This window comes from Micromonospora sp. NPDC048839 (genome assembly GCF_040649915.1).
Lineage (GTDB): Bacteria > Actinomycetota > Actinomycetes > Mycobacteriales > Micromonosporaceae > Micromonospora.
This window is the reverse complement of record NZ_JBEZGL010000011.1, coordinates 92467-114458: the sequence shown is the minus strand read 5'-3', so window position 1 is coordinate 114458 and position 21992 is coordinate 92467. Positions and strand designations below refer to the sequence as shown.

Sequence of the window (21992 nt, the reverse complement as noted above, 5' to 3'; positions counted from 1 at the left end):
TGATGAGCGACGCCACCGCCCTGACCGCCGACCGCATCCTCGACACCGCCGAGGAGGTACTGCGCCGCTACGGGCCGGCGAAGGCCACGGTGCTGGACGTCGCACGTGCGCTGGGCGTCAGCCACGGCAGCGTCTACCGGCACTTCGCCAGCAAGGCCGCCCTGCGCGAGGCGGTCGCCGAACGCTGGCTGGCCCGGGTCTCCACCCCACTGATCGAGGTGGGCACCGGCCCCGAGCCGGCCGCCCTACGGCTGCGTCGGTGGCTGGCCGAGCTGAGCGGCACCAAACGCCGGATGGCCCGCGAGGACCCGGAACTGTTCGACAACTTCCACCAGCTCGCCACGCTCTCCGAGGGCGCCGTCGCCAACCACTTGGAGGTGCTCGCCGGTCAGCTCAGCCTGATCGTCGCGGACGGGGTGGCGGCCGGAGAGTTCAGCGTGCCCGACGCGGCGGTGGCCGGGCGGGCGCTGCTCCAGGCCACCGCTCGGTTCCACCACCCGTCACACCGCACCGAGTGGACCGAGCCCGGGCTCGACGACGACCTGACGGCAGTGGTCGACCTGCTCGTCGACGGGCTGCGTACCCGCACGGCCGGTTGAGCCGAACCCTCGATCAGGCCGCGACGGCGGCGAGCAACCGGTCACGCAGTACGGCGGCCCGGTCGGCGAACCCGCGTTGCGCCGCCGCGTACTCCGCCCGCCCGTCGGCGGTCTCCACCCGCACCGCTGGGTAACCCAGCGCCGCCAGGTCGTACGGGCTGGCCCGCATGTCCAGCGTGCGGATGTCCCGGGCCAGCTCGAAACAGTCCGCGACCAGCTCCGAGGGCACCAGCGGCGACAACTTGTACGCCCACTTGTACAGGTCCATGTTGGCGTGCAGGCAGCCCGGCTGTTCGTGCGCGTGCTGCGTCTCCCTGGTCGGGGCGAGCAGGTTCAACGGCCGGGCCGGCGGCGTGAAGAACCGGAACGCGTCGAAGTGGCTGCACCGCACGCCCCGCTCCTCGACGACGGCGGCGGTCCGTTCCGGGGTCAGCCGCAGCGCCCAGGCGTTGTGTCGTACCTCCTCGTGGGTCTGCCGGTAGACCATCGCCCACTCGTGCATCCCGAAGCAGCCGAAGTGCGGCGCCCGCCCCGCGGTGGCCGCCAGCAGGGAGCGGATCCAGGCGATCGAGTCGCCGCGCCGCGCGCGTACCCCATCGGTGTCGAGGGTGACCCCGGCGGTGGTGGCGCGGTAGTCCCGGCCGAACTCGGCCGGGTCGGCATCGCGCAGCTCGACCCCGGCACCCGGATGCCAGCGACGGAGCTGGGCCGGGCGGTGCGAGTAGTAGGTGAACAGGAAGTCGGCCACCGGATGCCGCTCGCCGCGTCGCCGGCGGGCCAGGTGCGGGGTCAGCCAGACGTCCGCCCGCTCCTCGTGGGCGCGCCGGCGGGCCTGCCACTGCGCCGCGTCGAGCACGACGGGGGCGAGGGCGGCGGTCACGCACCCCAGGGTACGGCCGCCGCCCGCGCATCCGGTCAGGGCATGTGCACCCGCACACCAGCGGAGAACACCCCACTGCGCAGCTCCAGCTGCTGCGGCGGGTCCCGTCCGTCGACGGTGAAGACCAGCGGCAGCACCATCCGACTGCCCGCGGCCATCGGGTCGGCGAAGATGTCCCGACCCAGATTGGCCGCCCGGGTGGCCGACTCGTCGGTGCTCACCCAGCGCCCGCCGGGCAGGTACGCCCGTTGCAGCTGGCCGTGCCAGGGTTGGTGGTCACCTGTGACGTTGCGGACACCCACGGTGGCCTGGCAGCGTCGACCGTTGGCCGGCGCGGCGCCTCCGCCGTCGGCCTTACCGGCGGTGCCGGGCGCTCCGCACGACATCCGGTACACGGTGAACTCGAACGCCGACTCGCGAAGGGGCACCCCCACCGGCCCGGTGACCCCGGTGCCCGTCCACGCGCCGCTGGTGGGCTGCTTCTGCGTGTCGATCGCCGAGACCTGCCGGGTCGCCGTCCAGCCCGCGGTGCCGACGATGCCGGCGAGTACCGCCACGGCCGCACCCACCAACAACCAGACCGGCGGGGTACGCCGACGCCGCGTCGCACTCGGAGCTGCCGGTCGCGGATAGATCGTTCCGCGACCACCGTCGGGGGGTCCGCCCCGGCTGGCGAGCGCGGTGGCCGTGACCCGGCCCGCGCGCCGACGTCGCCACACCCACACCAGGGCGGCGCTGATCAGCAGCAGGACCGCCAGTCCGGCGAGCAGCACCGGGTACCGGCGCCACGGCGGCGCGTCGGTGACCTCGGCCGCGGGTGCCGCCGCCGCGTTCCAGGTGGCCGTGGCGCAGTCGTACGGCCGGGTGCCGTCACTCGTGAACGCGCAGGCCGGCGCGGTCAGTGGCCGGCCGGGTGCGGTCGCCGCGAGCGCGGTGCCCAGCGTGGCGCTGCTGTGTGCCGGCAGTCTCAACCGCCAGGTCACCTCGGTGGTGGACCCGCCCGCCTGGGTGGACCGGCCACCGGCGCTGATCGCGGTCGCAGAAGACCCGGGCGGCAGTTCCTGCCGCACGGTGGTGTCCACCGGGGCGTTGCCCACGTTGCGCACCTGGATCCGGTACTTCGGTGCGGGGCTGCTCTCCGGCGCGACCGCCACCGTGACCTGCTGCGGGGGCGCCGACGCGGGTGCCCGGGACGGAGGCGCGACCGCCGGTGGCGCCGACGGCGGGGTCGGCTCGGCGGACATCCGCGCGACCACCGCGACCGGTGGGTGCGTGGTTCGCGCCGGCGCGGCCGTCGGCGCCCCGGTCGGCGCGGCGCTCGATCGGGTCGCGCCGCCCGGTGGTGGCACGGTGGCGTCCGGCGGTCGGGCTGTCGCGGCCGGTGGTCGTGCGGTGGCGTCCGGCGGTCGGGCTGTCGCTGCCGGTGGTCGCGGCGCGGCCGAGGCCTCCGGCGCCACTGCCGGCAGGGCCGGCACGGCGGCGAGGATGCCGAGGCAGTGTACGAACACTGCGAGGGCTCTGTGGTGTCGTGTCGATGCAGGCATACGAACGAACCTCCGGAGCCGACGCTAGGGGCGCGCTGCCTCCGTGCGGGTACGAAGCTGCGAACCCCACCCCGGTCACCTTCAGCTCCGGTAGGGTGCCGCGCGCTGACGGGTTGCGCACACCCGACGGCCGGTCCTGGCCGGTCGAGGGGGCGGCGGGGCTAGATTGGCGGGGTGCGTATCGCTCGTTTCGCCCATGCCAAGGGAATGTCGTTCGGAGCCGTCGAAGGCGAACCGGAGGCCGGGCCGCAGGGCCTGACCATCGCCGAGATCGAGGGCCACCCGTTCGGCAACCTCTCCTTCAGTGGGGCCCGCTGGGCCCTCTCCGACGTCCGACTGCTCTCGCCGATCCTGCCCAGCAAGGTCGTCTGCGTCGGCCGCAACTACGCCGACCACGCCGCCGAACTCGGCAACGACGTGCCCAAGGAGCCGCTGCTCTTCCTCAAGCCCTCCACCTCGGTGATCGGCCCCCGGGACGCCATCCGACTGCCGATCTTCTCGAAGCAGGTCGAGCACGAGGCGGAGCTGGCGGTCGTCATCGGTGCGCCGGGCGCGCGCCGCGCCGACCGGGCTGCCGCCGAACGCGCCATCTTCGGCTACACCTGCGCCAACGACGTCACCGCCCGCGACCTCCAGCGTTCCGACGGGCAGTGGACCCGGGCCAAGGGCTTCGACTCCTTCTGCCCGATCGGCCCGTGGATCACCACTGGACTGGACGTCTCCGACGTGGAGATCCGGTGTGAGGTCGGTCGCAACCCGGAGGAGATGGAGGTACGCCAGCTCGGCCGCACGAAGGACATGGTCTTCGACGTGGTGGGCCTGGTGTCGTACATCTCGCACGTGATGACCCTGCTGCCCGGCGACGTCGTTCTCACCGGCACTCCGGCCGGGGTTAGCCCGCTCACCGAGGGGGATACGGTCACTGTGCGGATCGAGGGCATCGGCGAGCTCACCAACCCGGTGGTTCCCGTCGCCTGATCCGTCGGATGCCCCCGTTTTCGCAGCTCACACGCGTTTCGGGGGGATCCGATTTGGCCTGCTGGCACCGGGAGGGTAAAGTTCACTCCCGGCACCGCAAGGGGCCAATGGGGTATGGGGTAATTGGCAGCCCGACTGATTCTGGTTCAGTTAGTCTAGGTTCGAGTCCTGGTACCCCAGCGCTGCTGGAATTCGCGAGAGTTCCAGACGCTGGATTCTGACGGAGTTCGGCTCCGTCCCTTCGGGGGCGGAGAGTGGTCTTCGGTAGAGTGCAGCTCCTCCGCCCGGCAGGGTGGGGGAGCAAGAGCTAGTTCTGGCCCCGTCGTCTAGTGGCCCAGGACGCCGCCCTCTCAAGGCGGTAGCGCCGGTTCGAATCCGGTCGGGGCTACATCGTGCACAGCCCGTCTCACCAGGTGAGGCGGGCTGTTTCGTTTCTTCGTGCCGGCTCTGCTGGCCCCCGCACCCCGCGATCATGCCGGTGCGACGGTGCCGCTAGACTACAGCCGTACCGCCCGCGAGGGCGGTGAACGGAAAAGTTCTGGCCCCGTCGTCTAGTGGCCCAGGACGCCGCCCTCTCAAGGCGGTAGCGCCGGTTCGAATCCGGTCGGGGCTACAACCAAAGGCTCATCTCGCTCCGCGAGGTGAGCCTTTCTCGTCCCCGCCCCGCCCCCGCGCCCCCACCCCCTGCGCCCCCGCCCCCACCCCCACCCGCCATCCCGCGTTGATCATGGGGTTATAGCCATCGACCTCGGCGTGTCGTGACAATAACTCCATGATCAACGCGGGGAGGGGTGGGTGGGGGCCGTGGGGAGGGGGCTGGGGGCTGGGGGCAGGGTGGGGTCGGGGGCCGGGGTGGGGTTAGTCGCTGTCGCTCCGCTGCGCGAAGCGGCCCTAATCGGGAGGAAGTGGGTCTACTTCCGAGTTAGAGGCCGGATAGGCGTTGGCCGGCTCTTACCACGGCCATGGCGTGGCGTTCGCCGGGGCGCCGGCCCAGGCGCTCGATCGGGCCGGAGATGCTCACCGAGGCGATCACCCTTCCGGTGCGGTCGCGGATCGGGGCGGAGACGCTCGCCACACCGGCCTCCCGCTCGGCGACGCTCTGTGCCCAGCCACGGCGGCGTACCTCGGCGAGTGTGCGGCCGGTGAACTTGCTGCGCGGCAGCAGCGGCATCACCGCCTCCGGCGGCTCCCAGGCGAGCAGGATCTGCGCCGCGGAGCCGGCCGTCATCGGCAGCACCGAGCCGACCGGAACGGTGTCCCGCAGGCCGCTGGCGCGTTCCGCCGCGGCCACGCAGATCCGCTCGTCAGCGCGGCGCAGGTAGAGCTGTGCGCTCTCGCCGGTGGCGTCGCGCAGCGCGGCCAGCAACGGCTCGGCGGCGGTCAGCAGAACGTCCGGTGCGGCATTGGCCAGCTCGCCGAGGCGGGGGCCGGGGCGCCATCTGCCCTGGGTGTCCCGCACCAGCATCCGGTGTATCTCCAGGGCCTGGGCCAGCCGATGTGCGGTGGCTCGGGGCAGCTTGGTGCGATCAACGAGTTCGGCCAGGCTGGCGCCGTCGACGCAGGCGGCCAGGATGACGACCGCCTTGTCGAGAACGCCGACACCGCTCATACTGTGTCCCACAAGCCGAAACTTACCTCCCAGAATTTAGGATGTCCAGATGGTGGGAGTCACTCCTGAGCCGAGGACCCTGGCCGAGAAGGTCTGGGACGCGCACGTCGTACGGTCCGCCGCTGGTGAGCCGGATCTGCTCTTCATCGACCTGCACCTGCTGCACGAGGTGACCAGCCCGCAGGCGTTCGACGGGCTGCGGCTCGCCGGTCGCCGGGTGCGTCGTACCGACCTGACCCTCGCGACCGAGGACCACAACACCCCAACCGGGTACGCCGACCCGGCGTTCCGCCTGCGCCGTGGTGACCTGCTCACCATCGAGGACCCCACGTCGCGTACGCAGATCGAGACGCTGCGGCGTAACTGCGCCGAGTTCGGGGTGCGGCTGCACCCGCTCGGCGACGAAAACCAGGGCATCGTGCACGTGATCGGCCCCCAGCTCGGTGTCACCCAGCCGGGCATGACGATCGTCTGCGGTGACTCGCACACCGCCACCCACGGCGCGTTCGGCGCGCTGGCCTTCGGCATCGGCACCAGCGAGGTGGAGCACGTGCTGGCCACCCAGACGCTGCCGCAGAGCCGGCCGAAGACGATGGCCGTGAACGTCACCGGGCGGCTGGCCCCGGGCGTCACCGCCAAGGACCTGGTGCTCGCGCTGATCACCCAGGTCGGCACCGGTGGAGGGCGCGGGCACATCGTCGAGTACCGCGGCGAGGCGATCGAGGCCCTCTCCATGGAGGGGCGGATGACCATCGCCAACATGTCCATCGAGTGGGGCGCCAAGGCCGGCATGATCGCGCCGGACGAGACCACCTTCGCGTACCTCAAGGGTCGGCCGAACGCGCCGCGGGGCGCGGACTGGGACGCGGCGCTGGCGTGGTGGCGGACGCTGCCCACCGACGACGGCGCGAGCTTCGACGCCGAGGTGACCCTGGATGCCAGCCGGATCACCCCGTTCGTCACCTGGGGCACCAACCCGGGGCAGGGGGCGCCGCTGAGCGCGCCGGTGCCGGACCCGGAGGACTTCCTCACCGACTCGGAGCGCACCGCCGCCCGCCGCGCCCTGGAATACATGGACCTGCGCCCCGGCACCCCGCTGCGCGAGCTGCCCATCGACGTGGTCTTCGTGGGGTCCTGCACCAACGGCCGCCTGGAGGACCTGCGCGCCGCCGCCGACGTGCTGCGGGGCCACCAGGTCGCCGACGGCGTCCGGATGCTCGTGGTGCCCGGTTCCGCAGCCGTCCGGGAGGCCGCCGAGGCCGAGGGACTGGACAAGGTCTTCGCGGACGCCGGGGCTGAATGGCGGTTCGCCGGCTGCTCCATGTGCCTGGGCATGAACCCCGACACGCTGAAGCCGGGCCAGCGCTCGGCCTCCACCTCGAACCGCAACTTCGAGGGCCGTCAGGGCCGGGGTGGGCGTACCCACCTGGTCTCCCCGCCGGTCGCCGCCGCCACCGCCGTGGCCGGCCGACTGGCCGCCCCCGCCGACCTGTAGAAGGGACCGAGGAGATGGACAAGTTCACCACCCACACCGGCACGGCCGTGCCGCTGCGGCGGTCCAACGTGGACACCGATCAGATCATCCCCGCCGTGTACCTCAAGCGGGTGACCCGAACGGGCTTCGCCGACGGGTTGTTCAGCGCGTGGCGGGAAGATCCGACATTCGTTCTCAACGATGAGCGCTATTCCGGCGCGTCGATCCTGATCGCCGGCCCGGAGTTCGGCACCGGCTCCTCCCGGGAGCACGCCGTCTGGGCCCTGCGGGACTGGGGCTTCCGCGCGGTGGTGGCGCCGCGCTTCGGCGACATCTTCCGCGGCAACGCCCTCAAGGAAGGCCTGTTGCCGGTCGAGTTGGAATTGAAAGCCGTCGAGGAGTTGTGGGACCTCATCGAGGCCGACCCGACCACCCCGGTGACCGTCGACCTGACCGCCCGCCAGCTCCGGGCCGGGGACGCCAACTGGTCGTTCCCGCTTGACGACTTCAGTCGCTGGCGGCTGCTGGAAGGCCTCGACGACATTGGACTCACCCTCCGCAACGTCGCCGACATCGACTCCTACGAGGCCCGACGACTGCCGTTCCTGCCCTCCGTGGCATAGCCGTACGCCCGGCCGCACAGCGGATTCCACCCCCATCGGTCCGACCGGTGGGGGTGAATCCGTTACGACACAAGGGCTTTTTTCTACCGAATGTTTGTGTCCCGGCAGCACAGGGCATAACGTGCGCGCAGAATGGCTCGCGAAGAGTCAGTTGCACAATCGGGAGGAAGTCGTGAACAAGGCCGAGCTCATCGAGGCGCTCGCCGTTCGCCTGGGGGACCGGAAGACGGCGACGAACGCCCTAGAGGCGGTCCTCACCGAGGTCCAGGCGGCGGTCACCAAGGGCGAGAAGGTGGCGATCACCGGATTCGGAGCGTTCGAAAAGCGTGTGCGTGGTGCGCGAACAGCGCGCAACCCGCGTACCGGCGAGGCGGTGAAGGTCAAGAAGACATCCGTCCCGACCTTCCGCCCCGGCGCCGGGTTCAAGGAGATGGTGGCCAGCGGCAAGGTGCCGAAGGCCACGGTGGCGACGAAGAAGGCCGCCACCACCACCGCCACGGCGAAGACGGCCGGCACCAAGGCGGCGGGCACCAAGACGACAGGCACGAAGGCGGCGGGCACCAAGGCCACCGCGGCCAAGACGGCCGCCAGTAAGAAGACCGCCCCGGCCAAGGCGAGCAAGACCACCACGGCGACCAAGACGGTCGCCAGCAAGAAGACCGCCCCGGCCAAGGCGAGCAAGACCACCACGGCGACCAAGACGGCCGCCAGCAAGAAGACCACCACCGCGGCGAAGAAGACCACCGCGGCGACCAAGTCGAGCGCGGCGAAGAAGACCACCGCGACGGCGAGCAAGAGCACGGCGGCCAAGAAGGCGCCGGCGAAGAAGGCTCCGGCCAAGAAGGCTCCGGCCAAGAAGGCGGCCAGCAAGCGCTGACCGACCAGCTCCGTCAGGGCGTCCACCCTTGGGTGGACGCCCTTTCGGCGTACGGGGACCGTTGACCCGGTCGGCGCGCTCGCGCAGAATCGCCGTGCCGGTCCCCTCCGCCGGCCCCGCCGACACCGAAATGGGGCGCCGGTGCGCTACCGCCAGGTCACCACCGGGACGCTCGCGCTGGGCGTCATCCTCCTCATCGACGTGCTGCGCATCTGGCTGCCCGGCATCATCACCATCTTCGGTCAGGCGGCGTCCACCCCGGCCGAGCTGATGGGCGCGTTCGCCCTCGGCTGGTTCGTGCTCGCGCTGGGCGCACCCGCGGTGGTTCGCCGGGTCGGCGCCCGCCCGGTCACCGTCGCCGCCGCCGTCGCGCTCGCCGTCGCCCGGCTCGCGCTCACCGCCGCCCCCGGCGGTCGTACGCAGCTCTGGCTGGCCACCGCCGGGCTGCTCGCCGGGCTCGTCTGGTTGGTCGGCGTCGCCGCCGACACCGACCGACCGGTCCCGGGGCTGGCGTTGGGGTTCGCGGTCAACGCGGCCCTGCACGCGGTGCTGGACACCGTCGACCTGGTCTGGCGGGGCGACTGGGTGGCCTGGCTGCTCAGCTCCGTCGCGGTGGCCCTGTTCCTGCTCGGTGCGGCGCGGCTCGGCAGCGGGGACGGTGCGGCGCGGTCCGGTGGCCGGGCGGGCGTCGGTGGGGTTCGGGCCTGGCTGCTGGCCGGACCGGCGCTGCTGCTGGCCGGAATGGTCGCGCTCTCCCCGGCGCTGGCTGAGACCGGAATGTCATACCTGCAGGTCGGCGGTGCGGTGGCGCGCTCGCCGCTGTTCGGCATGGCACCGGTGCCGGTGGCCGTGGCGGTGTTCCTGTGCACCGCGTTGACCCGACCGCAGCGGTGGAGCTGGGTGTACGGGCCGGTGGCGATGGTGGCCGGTGCCGTGCTGTTCGCCCTCGACCAGGGTGACCTGCTCCTCCCCGCCATTCTTCTCGCCGCCGTCGGTCTCGGCGCCTGCCTCGCCCGCACCGACGACGCCAGCCTCCCGAACAGCGACACCGCCGCCGGTACAGCGGACAGTGCCGGTCTCGCTGCTGCCGGTCCGGCTGATGTTGGGGGCGACGAGGGAGTCGACGGGCGGTGGGCGGCTCGCCGGGGGTACGCGGTCGCCGCCGGCATGCTCGTCTTCGCGCTGGGCGCCGTCGGGTACTACTCCGCCTACGACCTCGGCTACCCCAACGCTCCGGTGCCCGTGCTGGTGGCCCTGCTGGTCGCCGTGGTCGCGTTCGCCGCCCGTCCCGTGGTCGACCCGACCCCCGGGCCGTTTCCGCCGCTCCGGGCCGCTGGCGCGGTCACCGCGCTGGCCCTGCTGGCGCCGGTGTTCGCCGACGAGGTGCCGGTCACCAGCAACCGGGAGGGTCCACCGGAGCGGCTGACCGTGGTGGCGTACAACATCCGGATGGGTTTCGGGCTGGACGGCCGGTTGGACCTGGCCGGGCTCACCGACGCCGTCGACGGACAACGACCGGACGTGGTGCTGCTCAGCGAGGTGGACCGGGCCTGGCTGCTCAACGGTGGGCACGACACCCTTGACCTACTGGCCGACCGGCTCGGCATGTCGTACGTCTTCGGGCCGGCCGCCGACCCGGTCTGGGGCGACGCGGTGCTCAGCCGTTGGCCGGTCACCGATCCGCGGACCCTTGCCCTGCCGGCCGTCGGGGCGCCCACCGGCGCGCAGGCGCTCGCCGTCACGCTTGACCTCGGTGACGGCGTCCGCACCGCCGTGGTGAGCACCCACCTGCAACCTCCACCCGGGCGGGGTCCGGTGGTCCAGGCCCGCGCGGTCGCCGACTTCGCCACCGGGTACGCGGCCGGCCGGCCCCTGGTGGTGGCGGGTGACCTGAACACGGAGCCGGGCGACGAGGCGTTCGGACAGTTCACGGCGGCCGGTCTGGTCGACGCGTTGGCGTCGGCCCGACCGCTGGCGACGAGCCCCGCCGACGATCCGCGCGAGCAGATCGACCACGTCTTCGTCTCGCCCGATCTCACCGCGACGAACCCGGTCGCACCACGCGGCACGGCCAGCGACCACCTGCCGGTGGCGGTGACCCTGACCCTGCCACCCCGCTGACCCGGCCGCCCGCGCTACAGGCGGTCGGCGGCGAGCAGCCGGTCGCCGCCGAAGGCGAGCAGCCAACCGCCGCCCTTGGGGGTGCTGAAGTCCTCGTCGGTGCGGCCCGTCAACCGTTGCAGGGCACCCGGCAGCACCTTGCCCTGGCTGCACACCGCCACCTGCCCACCGGCGGTGGCCAACTCCAGCAGCCTCGCGGCGGTGGCGAGGATCTGCTCGTCGGCCTGCTGGCCGGGCTGTGGCTCGTCCAGGTCGCCGCAGATCTCGATCGGCAGGTCGAGCAGCGCGGCGGCCGGGTCCAGTGTCTGCACACAGCGTCGCGGTGACGCCGACATCAGCCGGGCCGGTCGGATCAGGGCCACCAGATCGGCCAGCGCGGCCGCCTGCGCCCACCCCTCGGCGTCCAGGGGCCGGCCGACGTCCGGGCCGGACCAGGTTGCCCGCTTACCGGCGTGCGCGTGCCGGACCAGCGCGACAGTCGCGGTCACCGCCGGCAGCGCGGCGAACGCCGCCAGCACCTCGGCATCGTGCGGGTAGCTGACCAACTGGATCGCGTCGTCCACCGCGAGCCACCGAATGTCGTCCACCTCGGTGTTCGGTTGGAAACCGCCGCGGGCCACCGCGAGCATCGACCAGTAGTCGACGAGCTTGGCCTGCCCCTCGCTGCGATACCGCACCGACGGCAGCCGGACCTGCGGTACGCCCCGGACGTCGGCCTCCTCGGCGACTTCGCGTACGGCGGCGGCCAGCGCGTGCTCACCCGGCTCCAACTTGCCCTTCGGTAGCGTCCAGTCGCCGTAGCGGGGGCGGTGCACCACGCAGACGCGTACGCCCTCGGGGGTCGGCCGCCAGGCCACCCCGCCCGCCGCCCGGATGCCGGTCACGGCAGCCAACTGGTCCGCCGCCGTCGGGTGGCCCGGTGCCAGGCGGCCGGGAAGAGGTCCCTCATCCGGCGTACCGACAGGCGTTCCCGCTCGGCCAGCCGCCCGGCGGTGACCGCCAGTTCGTGGTCGTCCGGCCGCTCGGCGGCGATCTCCAGCCAGGTGTCCGCCGCCACTGCCGCGTCCTGGTGCTCGCCGAGCACGTCCTGCACACCGGCCAGGGCGCGGGACAGCCGGCGTGCACCCTTGCCGACGGTCGTCGCCACCGCGTTCACCGCGTACCGGGTCTGTTTGCCCTCCTTGCGAACGGCGTGCCAGCGCTCGTCCGGCGAATCGGCGTCGAGCCCGTCGACGCCGTCCGGCCCGGTCAGCCGCCGCCAGGGCCGGGCCACCAGCGCGGGCAACGCCTCCGCCGCGGGGGCAGCCGCCGCGCGGGTGAGCCGCGGCGCGCGGGCGGCCAGCACCAGAGCGTCCACCAGGGCCAGGTAGCGGGGGGAGCGCATCGCCTCGTCGATGGCGGCGAGCGCCGGCCCCTGCCGTTGGGCGAGCACCTCGTCCAGCCGGTCCACCGCGCCCTGGTCGAGAGGGCTGAGCGGATCGGCGCTGGCGGTGTCCCGCAACCGCTTGCGCAGCACCTCGGCGTCGCGGGCCGCGCCGAGGACACCCGCCAGCCAACGCAGCTCGTCGCGCAGCGGACGGGACCAGGTCTTGCGGATGAGCGGCTTGAAGGTACGCAGATCACTACGCAGACGCCGACAGGCCACCCGCATCTGGTGCACCGCGGTGTCCCCACTGCCGGCCGGGGCACGCAGCCGGACCAGGGGGTCGTGCGCCAGCAGCCGGCGGATCTCCTTGCGGACCGCTTCGGTCACCACGTCGCCGGCGCTCGCCTCGGCGGTCAGCCCGGCCGGCGCGACCAGGTCCGGATCGGCCTGCGCCGTCGCGCCCAGCGCCCGTACGTGCTTCGGGGTGAACGACCCGCCCTGGGCGCCCGCCTCGCGCAGCACCGCCCCGATGCGGTCGAGCAGCTCGCGGTCGCCGGCCTTGCGCTCCACCTCCAGCTCGCGGAACGTGTCGGTGGTGGCGCCGGAGTCGTCCAGCACGGTCACCCGGTCGTCCACCACCTCGGCGAGCACGGTGCCGGCCTTGTCGCACACCTCGTACGCGTGCCGGACCGTCCGCACGACGACAACCGGGGCCAGCGGGGCGCCTCGGTGCAGGACGGTGACCAGCTCCACCAGCTCCGGTGGTGGCTGCCCCTTCGGCCCGGGGCGGGAGATCTCGTGCCGGACGCCCGGCGTCCCGGTCGGCAACTTCACCGTCCAGGGCAGCTCGTCGCCCTTGCGGTGACGCAGTGAGGCGCCGGCGCGGGCCAGCCGCAGGTCGACGGTGTCGAGATAGCGGGCGACAAGCGTCACCGCCGGCAGCGCCCGGACCCGACCCCCGGCCGGGGCCGTGGCGGCCAGATCCGGCAGCACGTAGGCGTCGTCCACCTCGTACTTCTGCTCCTCCTCGACCATCAGCCCAGCCTATGCGGTGATCGGTCAGCCGGCCGTGCCACCGACGCGGCGCAGCAGCAGTTCCTGCAGATGCGCCCGGGCGTTGTCGTCGACGCTGGTCCGCCGGGTCCAGCTGCCGTCACCGGCCAGCTCGAACGCGTCCACGTCGGGGCTCATCGCGGCCGTCAGCACGTGATCCAGCTCGGCGCGGGCGATCGGGTCGGTCACCTGCACCAGCGCCTCCACCCGACGGTCCAGGTTGCGGTGCATCAGGTCGGCCGAACCCATCCAGAACTCGGCCTCGCCGTTGTTGCCGAACCGGAAGACCCGCGAGTGCTCCAGGAAACGGCCGAGGATCGAGCGGACGCGGATGTTCTCCGACAGCCCGGGCACCCCGGGACGCAGCGTGCACATGCCCCGGATGAGCAGGTCGACGTGGACGCCGGCCTGGGAGGCCCGGTACAGCGCGTCGGTGACCCCCTCGTCGACCAGCGAGTTGACCTTGAACTGGACCAGGCCGGGCATGCCCAGTCGAACGTGGGAGATCTCCCGCTCGATCCGCTCGATGAGCCCGCTGCGAATGCCCTGCGGGGCGACCAGCAACCGCCGGAACGCGGTCTGCCGGCTGTAGCCGGTGAGGACGTTGAACAGATCGGTGAGGTCCGCGCCGATCTCCGGGTCGGCGGTGAGCATGCCGAAGTCCTCGTACAGTCGGGCGGTCTTCGGGTGGTAGTTGCCGGTGCCGATGTGGCAGTAACGGCGGATCTGGTTGCCCTCCTGGCGGACCACCAGCGCGGTCTTGCAGTGCGTCTTCAGGCCGACCAGGCCGTACACCACGTGGCATCCGGCGCGTTCCAGCGTGCGGGCCCAGCCGATGTTGGCCACCTCGTCGAAGCGGGCCTTCACCTCCACCAGCACCACCACCTGCTTGCCGGCGGCGGCCGCGTCGACCAACGCGTCGACGATCGGGGAGTCGCCGCTGGTGCGGTAGAGGGTCTGCTTGATGGCCAGCACGTTCGGGTCGGCGGCCGCCTGCTCGATGAAGCGCTGCACGCTGGTGGCGAACGAGTGGTACGGGTGGTGCACCAGGATGTCCCCGTCGCGCAGGGTGGAGAAGACGCTGCGCGGCACCTCGCCCTCGGCGAGCCGGGGGTGGGTGGAGGGCACGAACGGTGGGTCCTTGAGGTCCGGCCGGTCGGCCTCGCCGTAGACCTGCCACAGCGCGGACAGGTCCAGCAGGCCGGGCACCCGCAGGACGTCCTGGTCGTCCATGTCCAACTCGCGGACGAGCAACTCCAGCACGTGGTCGGAGATGGACGCGGCCACCTCCAGGCGCACCGGCGGGCCGAACCGCCGCCGGGCCAGCTCCCGTTCCAGGGCCTGCAACAGGTCCTCGTCGCGGTCCTCGTCGACCTCCACCTCGGCGTTGCGGGTGACCCGGAACAGGTGGCACTCGACCACCTGCATGCCGCTGAACAGCTGGCCCAGGTGCACCGAGATCAGATCCTCCACCGGCAGCATCCGCACGCCCGGCTGGTCCCGGTCCACGCGGACGAAGCGGGGGACGTTGTTGGGCACCTTCACCCGGGCGAACAGCTCCGAACCGCCATCGGGGTCGCGAACCGCCACCGCCAGGTTCAGCGAGCGCCCCGAGATGTACGGGAACGGGTGCGCCGGGTCCACCGCGAGCGGGGTCAGCACCGGGAAGATGTGCTCCCGGAAGTAGGTGCGCAGGCGTTCCCGCTCCGGGTCGCCCAGCTCAGCCCAGCGCAGGATGCGGATGCCCTCGTCGGCCAGCTTGGGCAGCACGTCGTCGACGAAGCAGGCGGCGTGGCGGGCACCCAGTGCCCCGGTGCGCTCGGCGATCAGCTCCAACTGGGTCCGCAGTGGCAGCCGGTCCCCGCCGCGTACCGGCAGGCCGGCGGAGAGCCGCCGCTTCAGCCCGGCGATCCGCACCATGTAGAACTCGTCCAGGTTGCTGGCGAAGATCGCCAGGAACTTGGCCCGTTCCAGCAGCGGGGTGCGCTGGTCCTCGGCCAGGGTGAGCACCCGGGCGTTGAAGTCGAGCCAGGACAGCTCCCGGTTGAGGAACCGGTCCTCCGGCAGCGGCGTCGGCGGCGCGGCGTCCTCGTCCTCGTCGCCGGCACCGGTCGGCAGGTCGTCCGGCAGGACCTGGTGGACGCCCCCGGCGGTCGGGCCGGTCGCCTCGACGGTCGGCCCGGGGTCGAGGACCTCGTCGAGCCCGGAGGAGGCGCCGCCGGGATCGTCGGCGAGGGTGTCGGCGCGGGCGGCGCCGGCCCGTTCGGCGCGGGTCGGGCGGAAGCGGCCGTCGGTGCCGCGCGTACGGGAGCCGTTGCGGAGGTCGGTGGCGGGCGGGTGGGCCGGGTGCTCGCGAGGGGTGCTCACCCGCTCATAATCACCCGATTACGGTTAACGCAAAATGAACTTGGGCCCGCCGGCTCAGATCATCGTCGGCAATGTCACCCGGACGACCTCTCCGTCGGGATCGGTGTCGATGCGAACCCGCTGGCCGAGCCGGAGCAGCCGCAGCCCGGAGGCGTCGAAGGCCCGGGCGGGGAAGCGCATCTCGGTGCCGTCGTCGAGCAGCAGGACACCGCTGCGCGTCGCCGCGTCGTAGCTGGCCACCGTGCCTTGCATGCTGGCACCGTACACCCGGCGGTCGGGCTGGGCGGGTCACCCCGTCGAGCGGGCCGGGCGGGCGGCGGTGACCAGTGCGGCGGTGCGCGGCCCCAGCCCGAGCCGGGCGGCGGCGGTCAGGTCCGCGGCGGTGTCCACGTCCCGGCGCAGGCTGGGCCAGTCGCCGTTGAGTGGCAGCGCCCCGCTCGCCGCGTGCGCGACCGCCGAGCCCACCCCGAAGCGGGGGTCCAGCGGTACCGCCGGCGGCGCGGTGAGCAGCACGGTGCCGGTGCCCGGCGCGTCGGGCACGAAACGGCGTACCACTTCTCGCCCGTTCTGTGCCGCGAGCAGCGCGCCGGCCAGCTCGGCCGGGCGTAGCGCCGGCAGGTCCGCCGTGAGCCCGGCCACCCACCCGGTGGTCGTTCCGGCCGCGCCGTGCCGGAACGCGGCGTTCAGTCCGGCGGCCGGCCCGTCGGGCAGCACCCGCGCGCCGGCGGACCGCGCCGCCGCCGCCACCCGGTCGTCGTCGGTCACCACCAGGGCCTCGGCGACCGCCGGGCAGGCCAGCACCGCGCGGAGCGTGTCGGCCGCCAGGGCCAGCGCCAGCTCCTCGTGGGGTACGCCCGGCAGAGCGCCCCGCAGCCGGCTCTTGGCCGCCGCCAGATGCTTCACCGGCACCACCACGGCCCACCTCGGCTGACTCACGCCCGCAATCCTGCCAGCCCGACGGCGGGACCCTCGCTGGCCGTACCGGGGGCGAGCAGGCATGATTTCCGCTGCGGGTGTCGCGGGCGGGGTTTCGCGGCGGGTTGGGGCGCGACGAGGAGGCAGAGTGGCACGGCGGAGGCTGGGGTTCTGGCAACGGTTCGCCGTGGGGCTGGTGAAGCCGGTGATGACCGTGTGGACCCGGCGGACCTGGCGTGGCCAGGAGCACCTTCGACGCGACGGCGGCATGATCATCGTGGCGAACCACATCTCGCACGCCGACCCGCTGGTCTCCGCACACTTCATCTACGATTCCGGGCGCTGGCCGCAGTACCTGGGCAAGGCCAGTGTGTTCCGGGTGCCGGTGGTCGGGTGGATCCTGCACCGGTGCCGGCAGATCCCGGTCGAGCGGGGCAGCGTCGACGCGGTCCGCTCACTGGACTCCCTGGTCGCCGCGCTCGACCAGGGAGGCGCCGTGGTGATCTACCCGGAGGGCACCACCACCCGGCAGCCCGAGCTGTGGCCGATGAGAGCCAAGACCGGTGCCGCTCGGCTGGCCCTGGCCACCGGCGCTCCCGTCGTACCGGTGGTGATGTGGGGACCGGAGCGGCTCTTCGACCCCCGGACGAGCCGCGTCAACCCGCGCCCCCGGATTCCGGTGACAGTTGTCGCCGGGGAACCGATCGACCTGAGCCGGTGGGCGGACGCCCAGCCGACCCGGGCCACCCTCGAGGAGATGACGGACACCATCATGTTGCGGCTGCGGGACATGCTCGGCGAGGTCCGCGGCGGCACCCCGCCGCCGCTGTGGGAGCGACCGGCCCGGTCCTCCGGCGGGCACGAGCAGCAGGGCGAGGCGGCGTGAGCGGGCGAAGCGTCACCTCGGGCACCGGGGTCGCCCCGACGCGCTCCGGAGCGGTCGCGTGACCGGCCACGTCGCCGTGCTCGGTGCTGGTTCCTGGGGCACCGCGTTCGCCAAGATCCTCGCGGACGCGGGGCGGGACGTGACCGTGTGGGCCCGTCGCGCGCCGGTCGCCGAGAGCATCCGCACCGAGCGCCGCAACCCGGAGTACCTGCCCGGTGTGCTGCTGCCGGCTCGGGTCACCGCCACCGCCGACGCGGCCGAGGCGATCACCGGCGCCGAGGTGGTGGTGCTGGCCGTGCCGTCGCAGACCCTGCGCGGCAACCTCGCCGAATGGGCCGGTCACCTGCACCCCGACTCAACCCTGGTGTCGCTGATGAAAGGTATCGAACTCGGCACCACCAAACGGATGAGCGAGGTCATCGTGGAGACCGCCGGGGTCGCCGCGGACCGGGTGGTCGTGGTCTCCGGCCCGAACCTGGCTCCGGAGATCGCCGCCGAGCAACCCGCCGCGACAGTTGTCGCCGGGACGAACAGCCACCGCACCGTTCTCGTGCAGTCGTCGATCCGGACGCCCTACCTGCGCCCGTACACGAACGACGACGTGATCGGATGTGAGCTGGGCGGGGCCGTCAAGAACGTGATCGCCCTGTCGTACGGCATCGCCACCGCGATGGGTTTCGGCGACAACACCCGGGCCATGCTGATGACCCGGGGGCTGGCCGAGACGGCCCGGTTGGGCGTGGCACTCGGCGCGGACCCGATCACCTTCGCCGGCCTCGCCGGCATGGGTGACCTGGTCGCCTCCTGCTCGTCCCCGCTGGCCCGCAACCGCACCTTCGGCGAGCACCTGGGCCGGGGGGAGACGCTGGAACAGGCCCAGGCCGCCACCCGGCAGACCGCCGAGGGCGTGAAGAGCTGCCTGGCGATCCGCGACCTGGCCCGGGCGCACGGTGTGGAGATGCCGATCACCGAGCACGTCGAGCGGATCTGCCACGAGGGGATGGACCCGCGCCTCGCCGTGGACACGCTGATGAGCCGGACCGCCAAGCCCGAGTCGTACGAGTGAGGTACCGATGAGCGAACTGGGTGACGGCACCCGCTGCGTACGCGCCGGCCTGCCCGAGCCGGCGCCGGGGGACCCGTTCCTGCCCGGGCCGGTCTTCGCCGCGCCGTACCACCTCGACCCGTGGCAGGGCCAGGGCGAGTCGCCGAACGGCTACGGCCGCCCGGACAACCCGACCCGGCGGCTGCTGGAGGCGGCCGTGGGCGAGTTGGAGGGCGGGGACTGCCGGGTCTTCGCCAGCGGCCAGGCCGCCATCACCGGGGCACTGCTCACCCTGCTGCGCCCGGGGGACACCGTGGTGCTGCCCGCCGACGGTTACTTCCCGGTCCGGGCGTTCGCCACCTCCGTGCTGGAGACGATCGGCGTGCGGGTGCTCTTCGTGCCGACCGTGGGGCCGTACCCGTCCTTCGAGGGGGTCCGGCTGGTGCTGGTGGAGACCCCGGCGAACCCGGGTCTGGACGTGGTCGACGTGGCCGCCCTGGCCGAGCGGACCCACGCCGCCGGCGCCCTGCTCGCGGTGGACAACACCACGGCCACCCCGCTCGGTCAGCGCCCGCTCGACCTCGGCGCCGACCTGGTGGTGGCCTCCGGCACCAAGGCGCTCACCGGCCACTCCGACCTGCTGCTGGGCTACCTGGCCAGCCGGTCCGCCGAGGTGATCGAGGCGGTGACGGTCTGGCGTACCGGCACCGGTGCGGTCCCGGGCGCGTTCGACGCCTGGTTGGCACACCGGTCGCTGGCCACCCTCGACCTGCGTCTGGCCCGGCAGAGCGCGAACGCGGCCGCCGTCACCGACCTGCTCGCCAGCCGGTCGGACGTGACCGGGCTGCGCTGGCCGGGGCGGCCGGACGACCCGGCGTACCCGGTGGCCTCGGCGCAGATGCGCCGGATGCCCGGGGTGCTCTCCTTCGACCTGGGTACCGCCGACCGGGTGGGCCGATTCGTCGAGGCCGCCCGGTTGGTGGCGGCGGCGACCTCCTTCGGTGGCCTGCACACCACCGCGGACCGGCGGGCGCAGTGGGGTGACGACACCGCGCCCGGCTTCGTCCGGTTGTCCTGCGGTGTCGAGGACACGCCCGACCTGGTGGCCGACATCGCCGCCGCCCTGGACGCGGCCGGACCGCTCTGAGGGGGCCTGTGACAGTCACCGATCGGCCTGCCCTGGTACGCCGACTGCGTGCGGCCGGCTGCGTCTACGCCGAGGACGAGGCCGATCTGCTGCTGGCCGCCGCCGACTCCCCGGCGACGTTGGTCGACCTGACCGACCGTCGGGTGGCCGGCGAGCCGTTGGAGTACCTGCTCGGCTGGGCGGAGTTCTGCGGTCTGCGGATCGCCGTCGACGCGGGCGTCTTCGTGCCCCGCGGTCGGACGGCTCTGCTGGTCGAGGTGGCGGCCGGGTTGACCGGGCCGGCGCCGGCGGTGGTCGATCTGTGCTGCGGCTCCGGGGCCACCACCGTCGCATTGGCGCATCGGCTCGCGCCGCGCTGGCTGGCCGCCGCCGACATCGACCCGGCGGCCGTGGCGTGTGCGCGCCGCAACCTCACCGGCCTGTCCGCCGAGGTGTACGAGGGTGACCTGTTCGCGCCCCTGCCCGCCCGATGGCGGGGTCGGCTGGACCTGGTGGTGGCCAACGCCCCGTACGTGCCGACCGACGCGGTGGCGCTGATGCCGCCGGAGGCGCGGCTGCACGAGGCCCCGGTGGCGCTCGACGGCGGTCCGGACGGGCTCACCGTGCTGCGCCGGGTGGGTGTCGGGGCGGCCGACTGGTTGGCCCCCGGTGGGCACCTGCTCGTCGAGGTGGGCGTCACGCAGGTGGACGCGCTCTGCGCGGCGTTCGAGGCAGCCGGCCTGGTGCCGGACGTGCGGCAGGACGACGACCTGGACGGCACTGCGGTGACCGCGCGACGTCCCGACTGAGTGCGCGTCGCGGATGGCACCGCGTTGGGCCGCCGCTCGGCGGAAGCCACGGCCTGGCCGGACCAGTTGGTGGCCCCTTTGCTCTGCTTCAACCCACGCAACGAACGCCTGCCGGCATTGGTGCGCCGGTTGAAGCAGAGCAAAGGACGCGTCAGGGGAGGGCAGGGGACGCGACCTGGCGGCGACACTACGGAACTCTCGAAACTCGTCGCGTCACGCGCGGAACCTGACTTTGTGGTCAAACGGGACGTGCGGTACGCCTGCCGGTGCCTCTGCCAGCAAGCGGGTGGCCGGGCGTGGCGGGGAAGAGGGGTTGGCACTAGCCTCGGCTCACACTCATGACGGGCGGGAGGCGGTTTTCGGTGGGCAGCGCAGGGGTGCCGGTGGTCGTCGGGCTGGACAACGGCGGCACCAGCAACAACGCCACCGTGCTGACGGTGGACGGCCGCTTCCTGGTGGACGGGCTGTTGGAGATCCCCAGCGAGGTGCGGTCCGGGCCGGAGGCGGCGATCGAGGCGCTGGCCCGAGCGCTGGACGGCGCACTGGCGCAGACCGGCGTGCCGCGCGAGCTGGTCCGGGCGGTCGGGCTGGACACTCCCGGCCCGGCCAGCGCCGACGGCGTCATCTCGTCGCGGGGTTCCACGAACTTCTCCCAGCCGGCGTGGCGGGGCTTCGACGTGCGGGGCGCATTGGAGCGACGGCTCGGCCTGCCGGTGGTCTACCACAACGATGGCAACGCGGCCGCGCTCTACGCCCACCACGTGCACTTCGGCGACGACGCGATGAGCCGCTCGTCGGTCTCCGCGATCGTCGGCACCGGCCTCGGCGGCGGTGTGGTCGAGAGCGGTCGGGTGATCGCCGGCGCCGCCGGGATGGCCGGGGAGCTTGGTCACGTGCACATCCCGCTGGGCGGGCTGCTCGGCCCGGGGCAGTCGGAGCCCACCTGCGCCTGCGGCTTCACCGGGGACGTGGAGAGCATCGCCTCGCTGACCGGCATCGAACGCAACCTGCTGCCGTACTGGCTGACCCGCTATCCCGACCACCCGCTCGTCGCCGAGCCGGTGGCCCGGGCGGCGAAGTTGGTCCGGGGGTACGGCGAACGGGGGGACGCCCTCGCGCGGGACCTCTTCACCCAGCAGGCGATGGCGTTGGGCCGGCTGTTCACCGTCGCGGCGAACTTCACCGATCCGCACGCGTACTTCGTCGGTGGTGGGGTGGTCGAGGCGGCAGCGGAGTTCCGTGACTGGTTCCTGGCGACGGTCCGTGAGCACACCGTGCTCCGCGAGGAGCAGGCGGCGGTCGCGACCTTCGCGCTGGTGCCGGAGCGGGACATGGCGGGTGCCCGGGGCGTGGCGATCGCCGCGTTGGAGGCGCTGCGTGCCGTCCCGGAGCCCCGGCCGCTGGTCGCCTGAGACCGGCCCCGCCCCGGCCGCCGCGCCGAGTGGTCGACGGCGCGGCGGCCGGGGCGGCGGGTGCTGGCGCAGCCGGTCGGATCAGCGCCTCGGCCTCCCGATCAGCCCAGAGGCGGCGCCTGGGCGAAGGCGGCCCAGGCGGCCGGCGGGAACAGCAACGCCGGCCCGGACGGGTCCTTGGAGTCGCGGACGGCCACCAGCCGCGGGATGGCGGCCACCTCCACGCAGGCGCCCTGGTCGCCGCTGCGGCTGCTCTTGCGCCACGCCGCCGCGGCGATGGCCGCTGTGATCGTCGGTGTCATCGGTCC

The 21992-nt window shown here is 73.1% G+C and carries 20 protein-coding genes and 3 tRNA genes; 14 read left to right on the top strand and 9 right to left on the bottom strand.

The window, feature by feature from the left end; genetic code table 11:
- Positions 1-2: 2 nt before the first annotated feature.
- Positions 3-599: a TetR family transcriptional regulator gene (locus AB0C25_RS21685; protein WP_357375753.1), complete on the top strand. Its 597-nt coding sequence runs from the start codon at positions 3-5 to the stop codon at positions 597-599.
- Between the two features lie 13 nt (positions 600-612).
- Here AB0C25_RS21685 and AB0C25_RS21680 read toward each other — a convergent pair whose 3' ends face one another.
- Complete coding sequence (locus AB0C25_RS21680; protein ID WP_357375751.1) at positions 613-1479, bottom strand: 3-methyladenine DNA glycosylase; 867 nt, start codon at positions 1477-1479, stop codon at positions 613-615.
- A 35-nt stretch (positions 1480-1514) separates the two neighbouring features.
- A complete protein-coding gene (locus tag AB0C25_RS21675; protein WP_357375749.1) occupies positions 1515-3023 on the bottom strand; it encodes a hypothetical protein in 1509 nt (502 codons plus the stop codon).
- Between the two features lie 174 nt (positions 3024-3197).
- On the opposite strand from AB0C25_RS21675, the gene AB0C25_RS21670 reads away from it, so the two are divergent.
- The 4 genes from AB0C25_RS21670 to AB0C25_RS21655 all read left to right on the top strand — a co-directional run bounded on the left by AB0C25_RS21670 (position 3198) and on the right by AB0C25_RS21655 (position 4614).
- Positions 3198-4001 carry a fumarylacetoacetate hydrolase family protein gene (locus tag AB0C25_RS21670; protein ID WP_357375747.1) on the top strand — a complete coding sequence of 268 codons (804 nt, stop codon included), beginning with the start codon at positions 3198-3200 and terminating at the stop codon, positions 3999-4001.
- Between the two features lie 108 nt (positions 4002-4109).
- Positions 4110-4181 (top strand) — tRNA-Gln (locus tag AB0C25_RS21665).
- Positions 4182-4316: 135 nt separating this feature from the next.
- Positions 4317-4389 (top strand) — tRNA-Glu (locus tag AB0C25_RS21660).
- A gap of 152 nt (positions 4390-4541) precedes the next feature.
- Positions 4542-4614: transfer RNA gene (locus AB0C25_RS21655), tRNA-Glu, on the top strand.
- A 309-nt stretch (positions 4615-4923) separates the two neighbouring features.
- Here AB0C25_RS21655 and AB0C25_RS21650 read toward each other — a convergent pair.
- Positions 4924-5610, bottom strand: a complete 687-nt coding sequence (locus AB0C25_RS21650; protein WP_110562481.1) for an IclR family transcriptional regulator — start codon at positions 5608-5610, stop codon at positions 4924-4926.
- A 49-nt stretch (positions 5611-5659) separates the two neighbouring features.
- On the opposite strand from AB0C25_RS21650, the gene leuC reads away from it, so the two are divergent.
- The 4 genes from leuC (at position 5660) to AB0C25_RS21630 (ending at position 10705) form a co-directional block, all read left to right on the top strand.
- Positions 5660-7105, top strand: a complete 1446-nt coding sequence (gene leuC / locus AB0C25_RS21645) for a 3-isopropylmalate dehydratase large subunit (protein WP_357375745.1) — start codon at positions 5660-5662, stop codon at positions 7103-7105.
- Between the two features lie 14 nt (positions 7106-7119).
- Positions 7120-7707 (top strand): 3-isopropylmalate dehydratase small subunit, encoded by a 588-nt coding sequence (gene leuD / locus AB0C25_RS21640; protein ID WP_357375743.1) that lies wholly within the window; start codon positions 7120-7122, stop codon positions 7705-7707.
- Positions 7708-7879: 172 nt separating this feature from the next.
- Positions 7880-8584 carry an HU family DNA-binding protein gene (locus tag AB0C25_RS21635; protein WP_357375741.1) on the top strand — a complete coding sequence of 235 codons (705 nt, stop codon included), beginning with the start codon at positions 7880-7882 and terminating at the stop codon, positions 8582-8584.
- Between the two features lie 141 nt (positions 8585-8725).
- Positions 8726-10705: an endonuclease/exonuclease/phosphatase family protein gene (locus AB0C25_RS21630; protein WP_357375739.1), complete on the top strand. Its 1980-nt coding sequence runs from the start codon at positions 8726-8728 to the stop codon at positions 10703-10705.
- A 14-nt stretch (positions 10706-10719) separates the two neighbouring features.
- Here AB0C25_RS21630 and AB0C25_RS21625 read toward each other — a convergent pair whose 3' ends face one another.
- From AB0C25_RS21625 to cofC, 5 genes are read right to left on the bottom strand one after another with little or no spacing between them, the layout of a single operon-like run.
- A complete protein-coding gene (locus AB0C25_RS21625) occupies positions 10720-11598 on the bottom strand; it encodes an NUDIX hydrolase (RefSeq protein ID WP_357375737.1) in 879 nt (292 codons plus the stop codon).
- Positions 11586-13106, bottom strand: a complete 1521-nt coding sequence (locus AB0C25_RS21620; protein ID WP_357375735.1) for a CYTH and CHAD domain-containing protein — start codon at positions 13104-13106, stop codon at positions 11586-11588. Before AB0C25_RS21620 ends, AB0C25_RS21625 begins: the two co-directional genes overlap by 13 nt.
- A gap of 24 nt (positions 13107-13130) precedes the next feature.
- The gene (locus AB0C25_RS21615; protein WP_357375733.1) at positions 13131-15491 is read right to left on the bottom strand and encodes an RNA degradosome polyphosphate kinase; all 2361 of its coding nucleotides are present in this window, start codon (positions 15489-15491) and stop codon (positions 13131-13133) included.
- 54 nt (positions 15492-15545) lie between these two features.
- Positions 15546-15743: a hypothetical protein gene (locus tag AB0C25_RS21610; RefSeq protein WP_030335323.1), complete on the bottom strand. Its 198-nt coding sequence runs from the start codon at positions 15741-15743 to the stop codon at positions 15546-15548.
- 36 nt (positions 15744-15779) lie between these two features.
- Positions 15780-16427 carry a 2-phospho-L-lactate guanylyltransferase gene (gene cofC / locus AB0C25_RS21605; RefSeq protein ID WP_357375731.1) on the bottom strand — a complete coding sequence of 216 codons (648 nt, stop codon included), beginning with the start codon at positions 16425-16427 and terminating at the stop codon, positions 15780-15782.
- A gap of 127 nt (positions 16428-16554) precedes the next feature.
- Between cofC and AB0C25_RS21600 the strand changes: the two genes are divergently transcribed.
- The 5 genes from AB0C25_RS21600 (at position 16555) to AB0C25_RS21580 (ending at position 21684) form a co-directional block, all read left to right on the top strand.
- On the top strand, positions 16555-17292 hold the full coding sequence (locus tag AB0C25_RS21600; protein ID WP_357375729.1) for a lysophospholipid acyltransferase family protein: 738 nt from the start codon (positions 16555-16557) through the stop codon (positions 17290-17292).
- Positions 17293-17350: 58 nt separating this feature from the next.
- Positions 17351-18358: an NAD(P)H-dependent glycerol-3-phosphate dehydrogenase gene (locus AB0C25_RS21595; RefSeq protein WP_357250529.1), complete on the top strand. Its 1008-nt coding sequence runs from the start codon at positions 17351-17353 to the stop codon at positions 18356-18358.
- 7 nt (positions 18359-18365) lie between these two features.
- On the top strand, positions 18366-19484 hold the full coding sequence (locus AB0C25_RS21590; protein ID WP_357375727.1) for a cystathionine gamma-lyase: 1119 nt from the start codon (positions 18366-18368) through the stop codon (positions 19482-19484).
- A gap of 8 nt (positions 19485-19492) precedes the next feature.
- Positions 19493-20272, top strand: coding sequence for a putative protein N(5)-glutamine methyltransferase (locus tag AB0C25_RS21585; protein WP_357375725.1), 780 nt, complete (start codon positions 19493-19495; stop codon positions 20270-20272).
- 362 nt (positions 20273-20634) lie between these two features.
- Positions 20635-21684 (top strand): ROK family protein, encoded by a 1050-nt coding sequence (locus AB0C25_RS21580; RefSeq protein ID WP_357375723.1) that lies wholly within the window; start codon positions 20635-20637, stop codon positions 21682-21684.
- Positions 21685-21785: 101 nt separating this feature from the next.
- Here the strand turns inward: AB0C25_RS21580 and AB0C25_RS21575 are convergent, their stop codons facing one another.
- Entirely contained in the window at positions 21786-21986 is a 201-nt protein-coding gene (locus AB0C25_RS21575; protein WP_357250519.1) for a DUF397 domain-containing protein, read from the bottom strand.
- Between the last annotated feature and the right edge of the window lie 6 nt (positions 21987-21992).

Bases quoted from the DNA above. Each gene is read 5' to 3' on its own strand.
- leuC (WP_357375745.1), top strand. From the start codon at position 5,660: ATGGTGGGAGTCACTCCTGAGCCGAGGACCCTGGCCGAGAAGGTCTGG.
- AB0C25_RS21575 (WP_357250519.1), bottom strand. From the start codon at position 21,986: ATGACACCGACGATCACAGCGGCCATCGCCGCGGCGGCGTGGCGCAAG.
- AB0C25_RS21685 (WP_357375753.1), top strand. From the start codon at position 3: ATGAGCGACGCCACCGCCCTGACCGCCGACCGCATCCTCGACACCGCC.
- AB0C25_RS21620 (WP_357375735.1), bottom strand. From the start codon at position 13,106: ATGGTCGAGGAGGAGCAGAAGTACGAGGTGGACGACGCCTACGTGCTG.
- leuD (WP_357375743.1), top strand. From the start codon at position 7,120: ATGGACAAGTTCACCACCCACACCGGCACGGCCGTGCCGCTGCGGCGG.
- AB0C25_RS21650 (WP_110562481.1), bottom strand. From the start codon at position 5,610: ATGAGCGGTGTCGGCGTTCTCGACAAGGCGGTCGTCATCCTGGCCGCC.
- AB0C25_RS21590 (WP_357375727.1), top strand. From the start codon at position 18,366: ATGAGCGAACTGGGTGACGGCACCCGCTGCGTACGCGCCGGCCTGCCC.
- AB0C25_RS21675 (WP_357375749.1), bottom strand. From the start codon at position 3,023: ATGCCTGCATCGACACGACACCACAGAGCCCTCGCAGTGTTCGTACAC.
- AB0C25_RS21610 (WP_030335323.1), bottom strand. From the start codon at position 15,743: ATGCAAGGCACGGTGGCCAGCTACGACGCGGCGACGCGCAGCGGTGTC.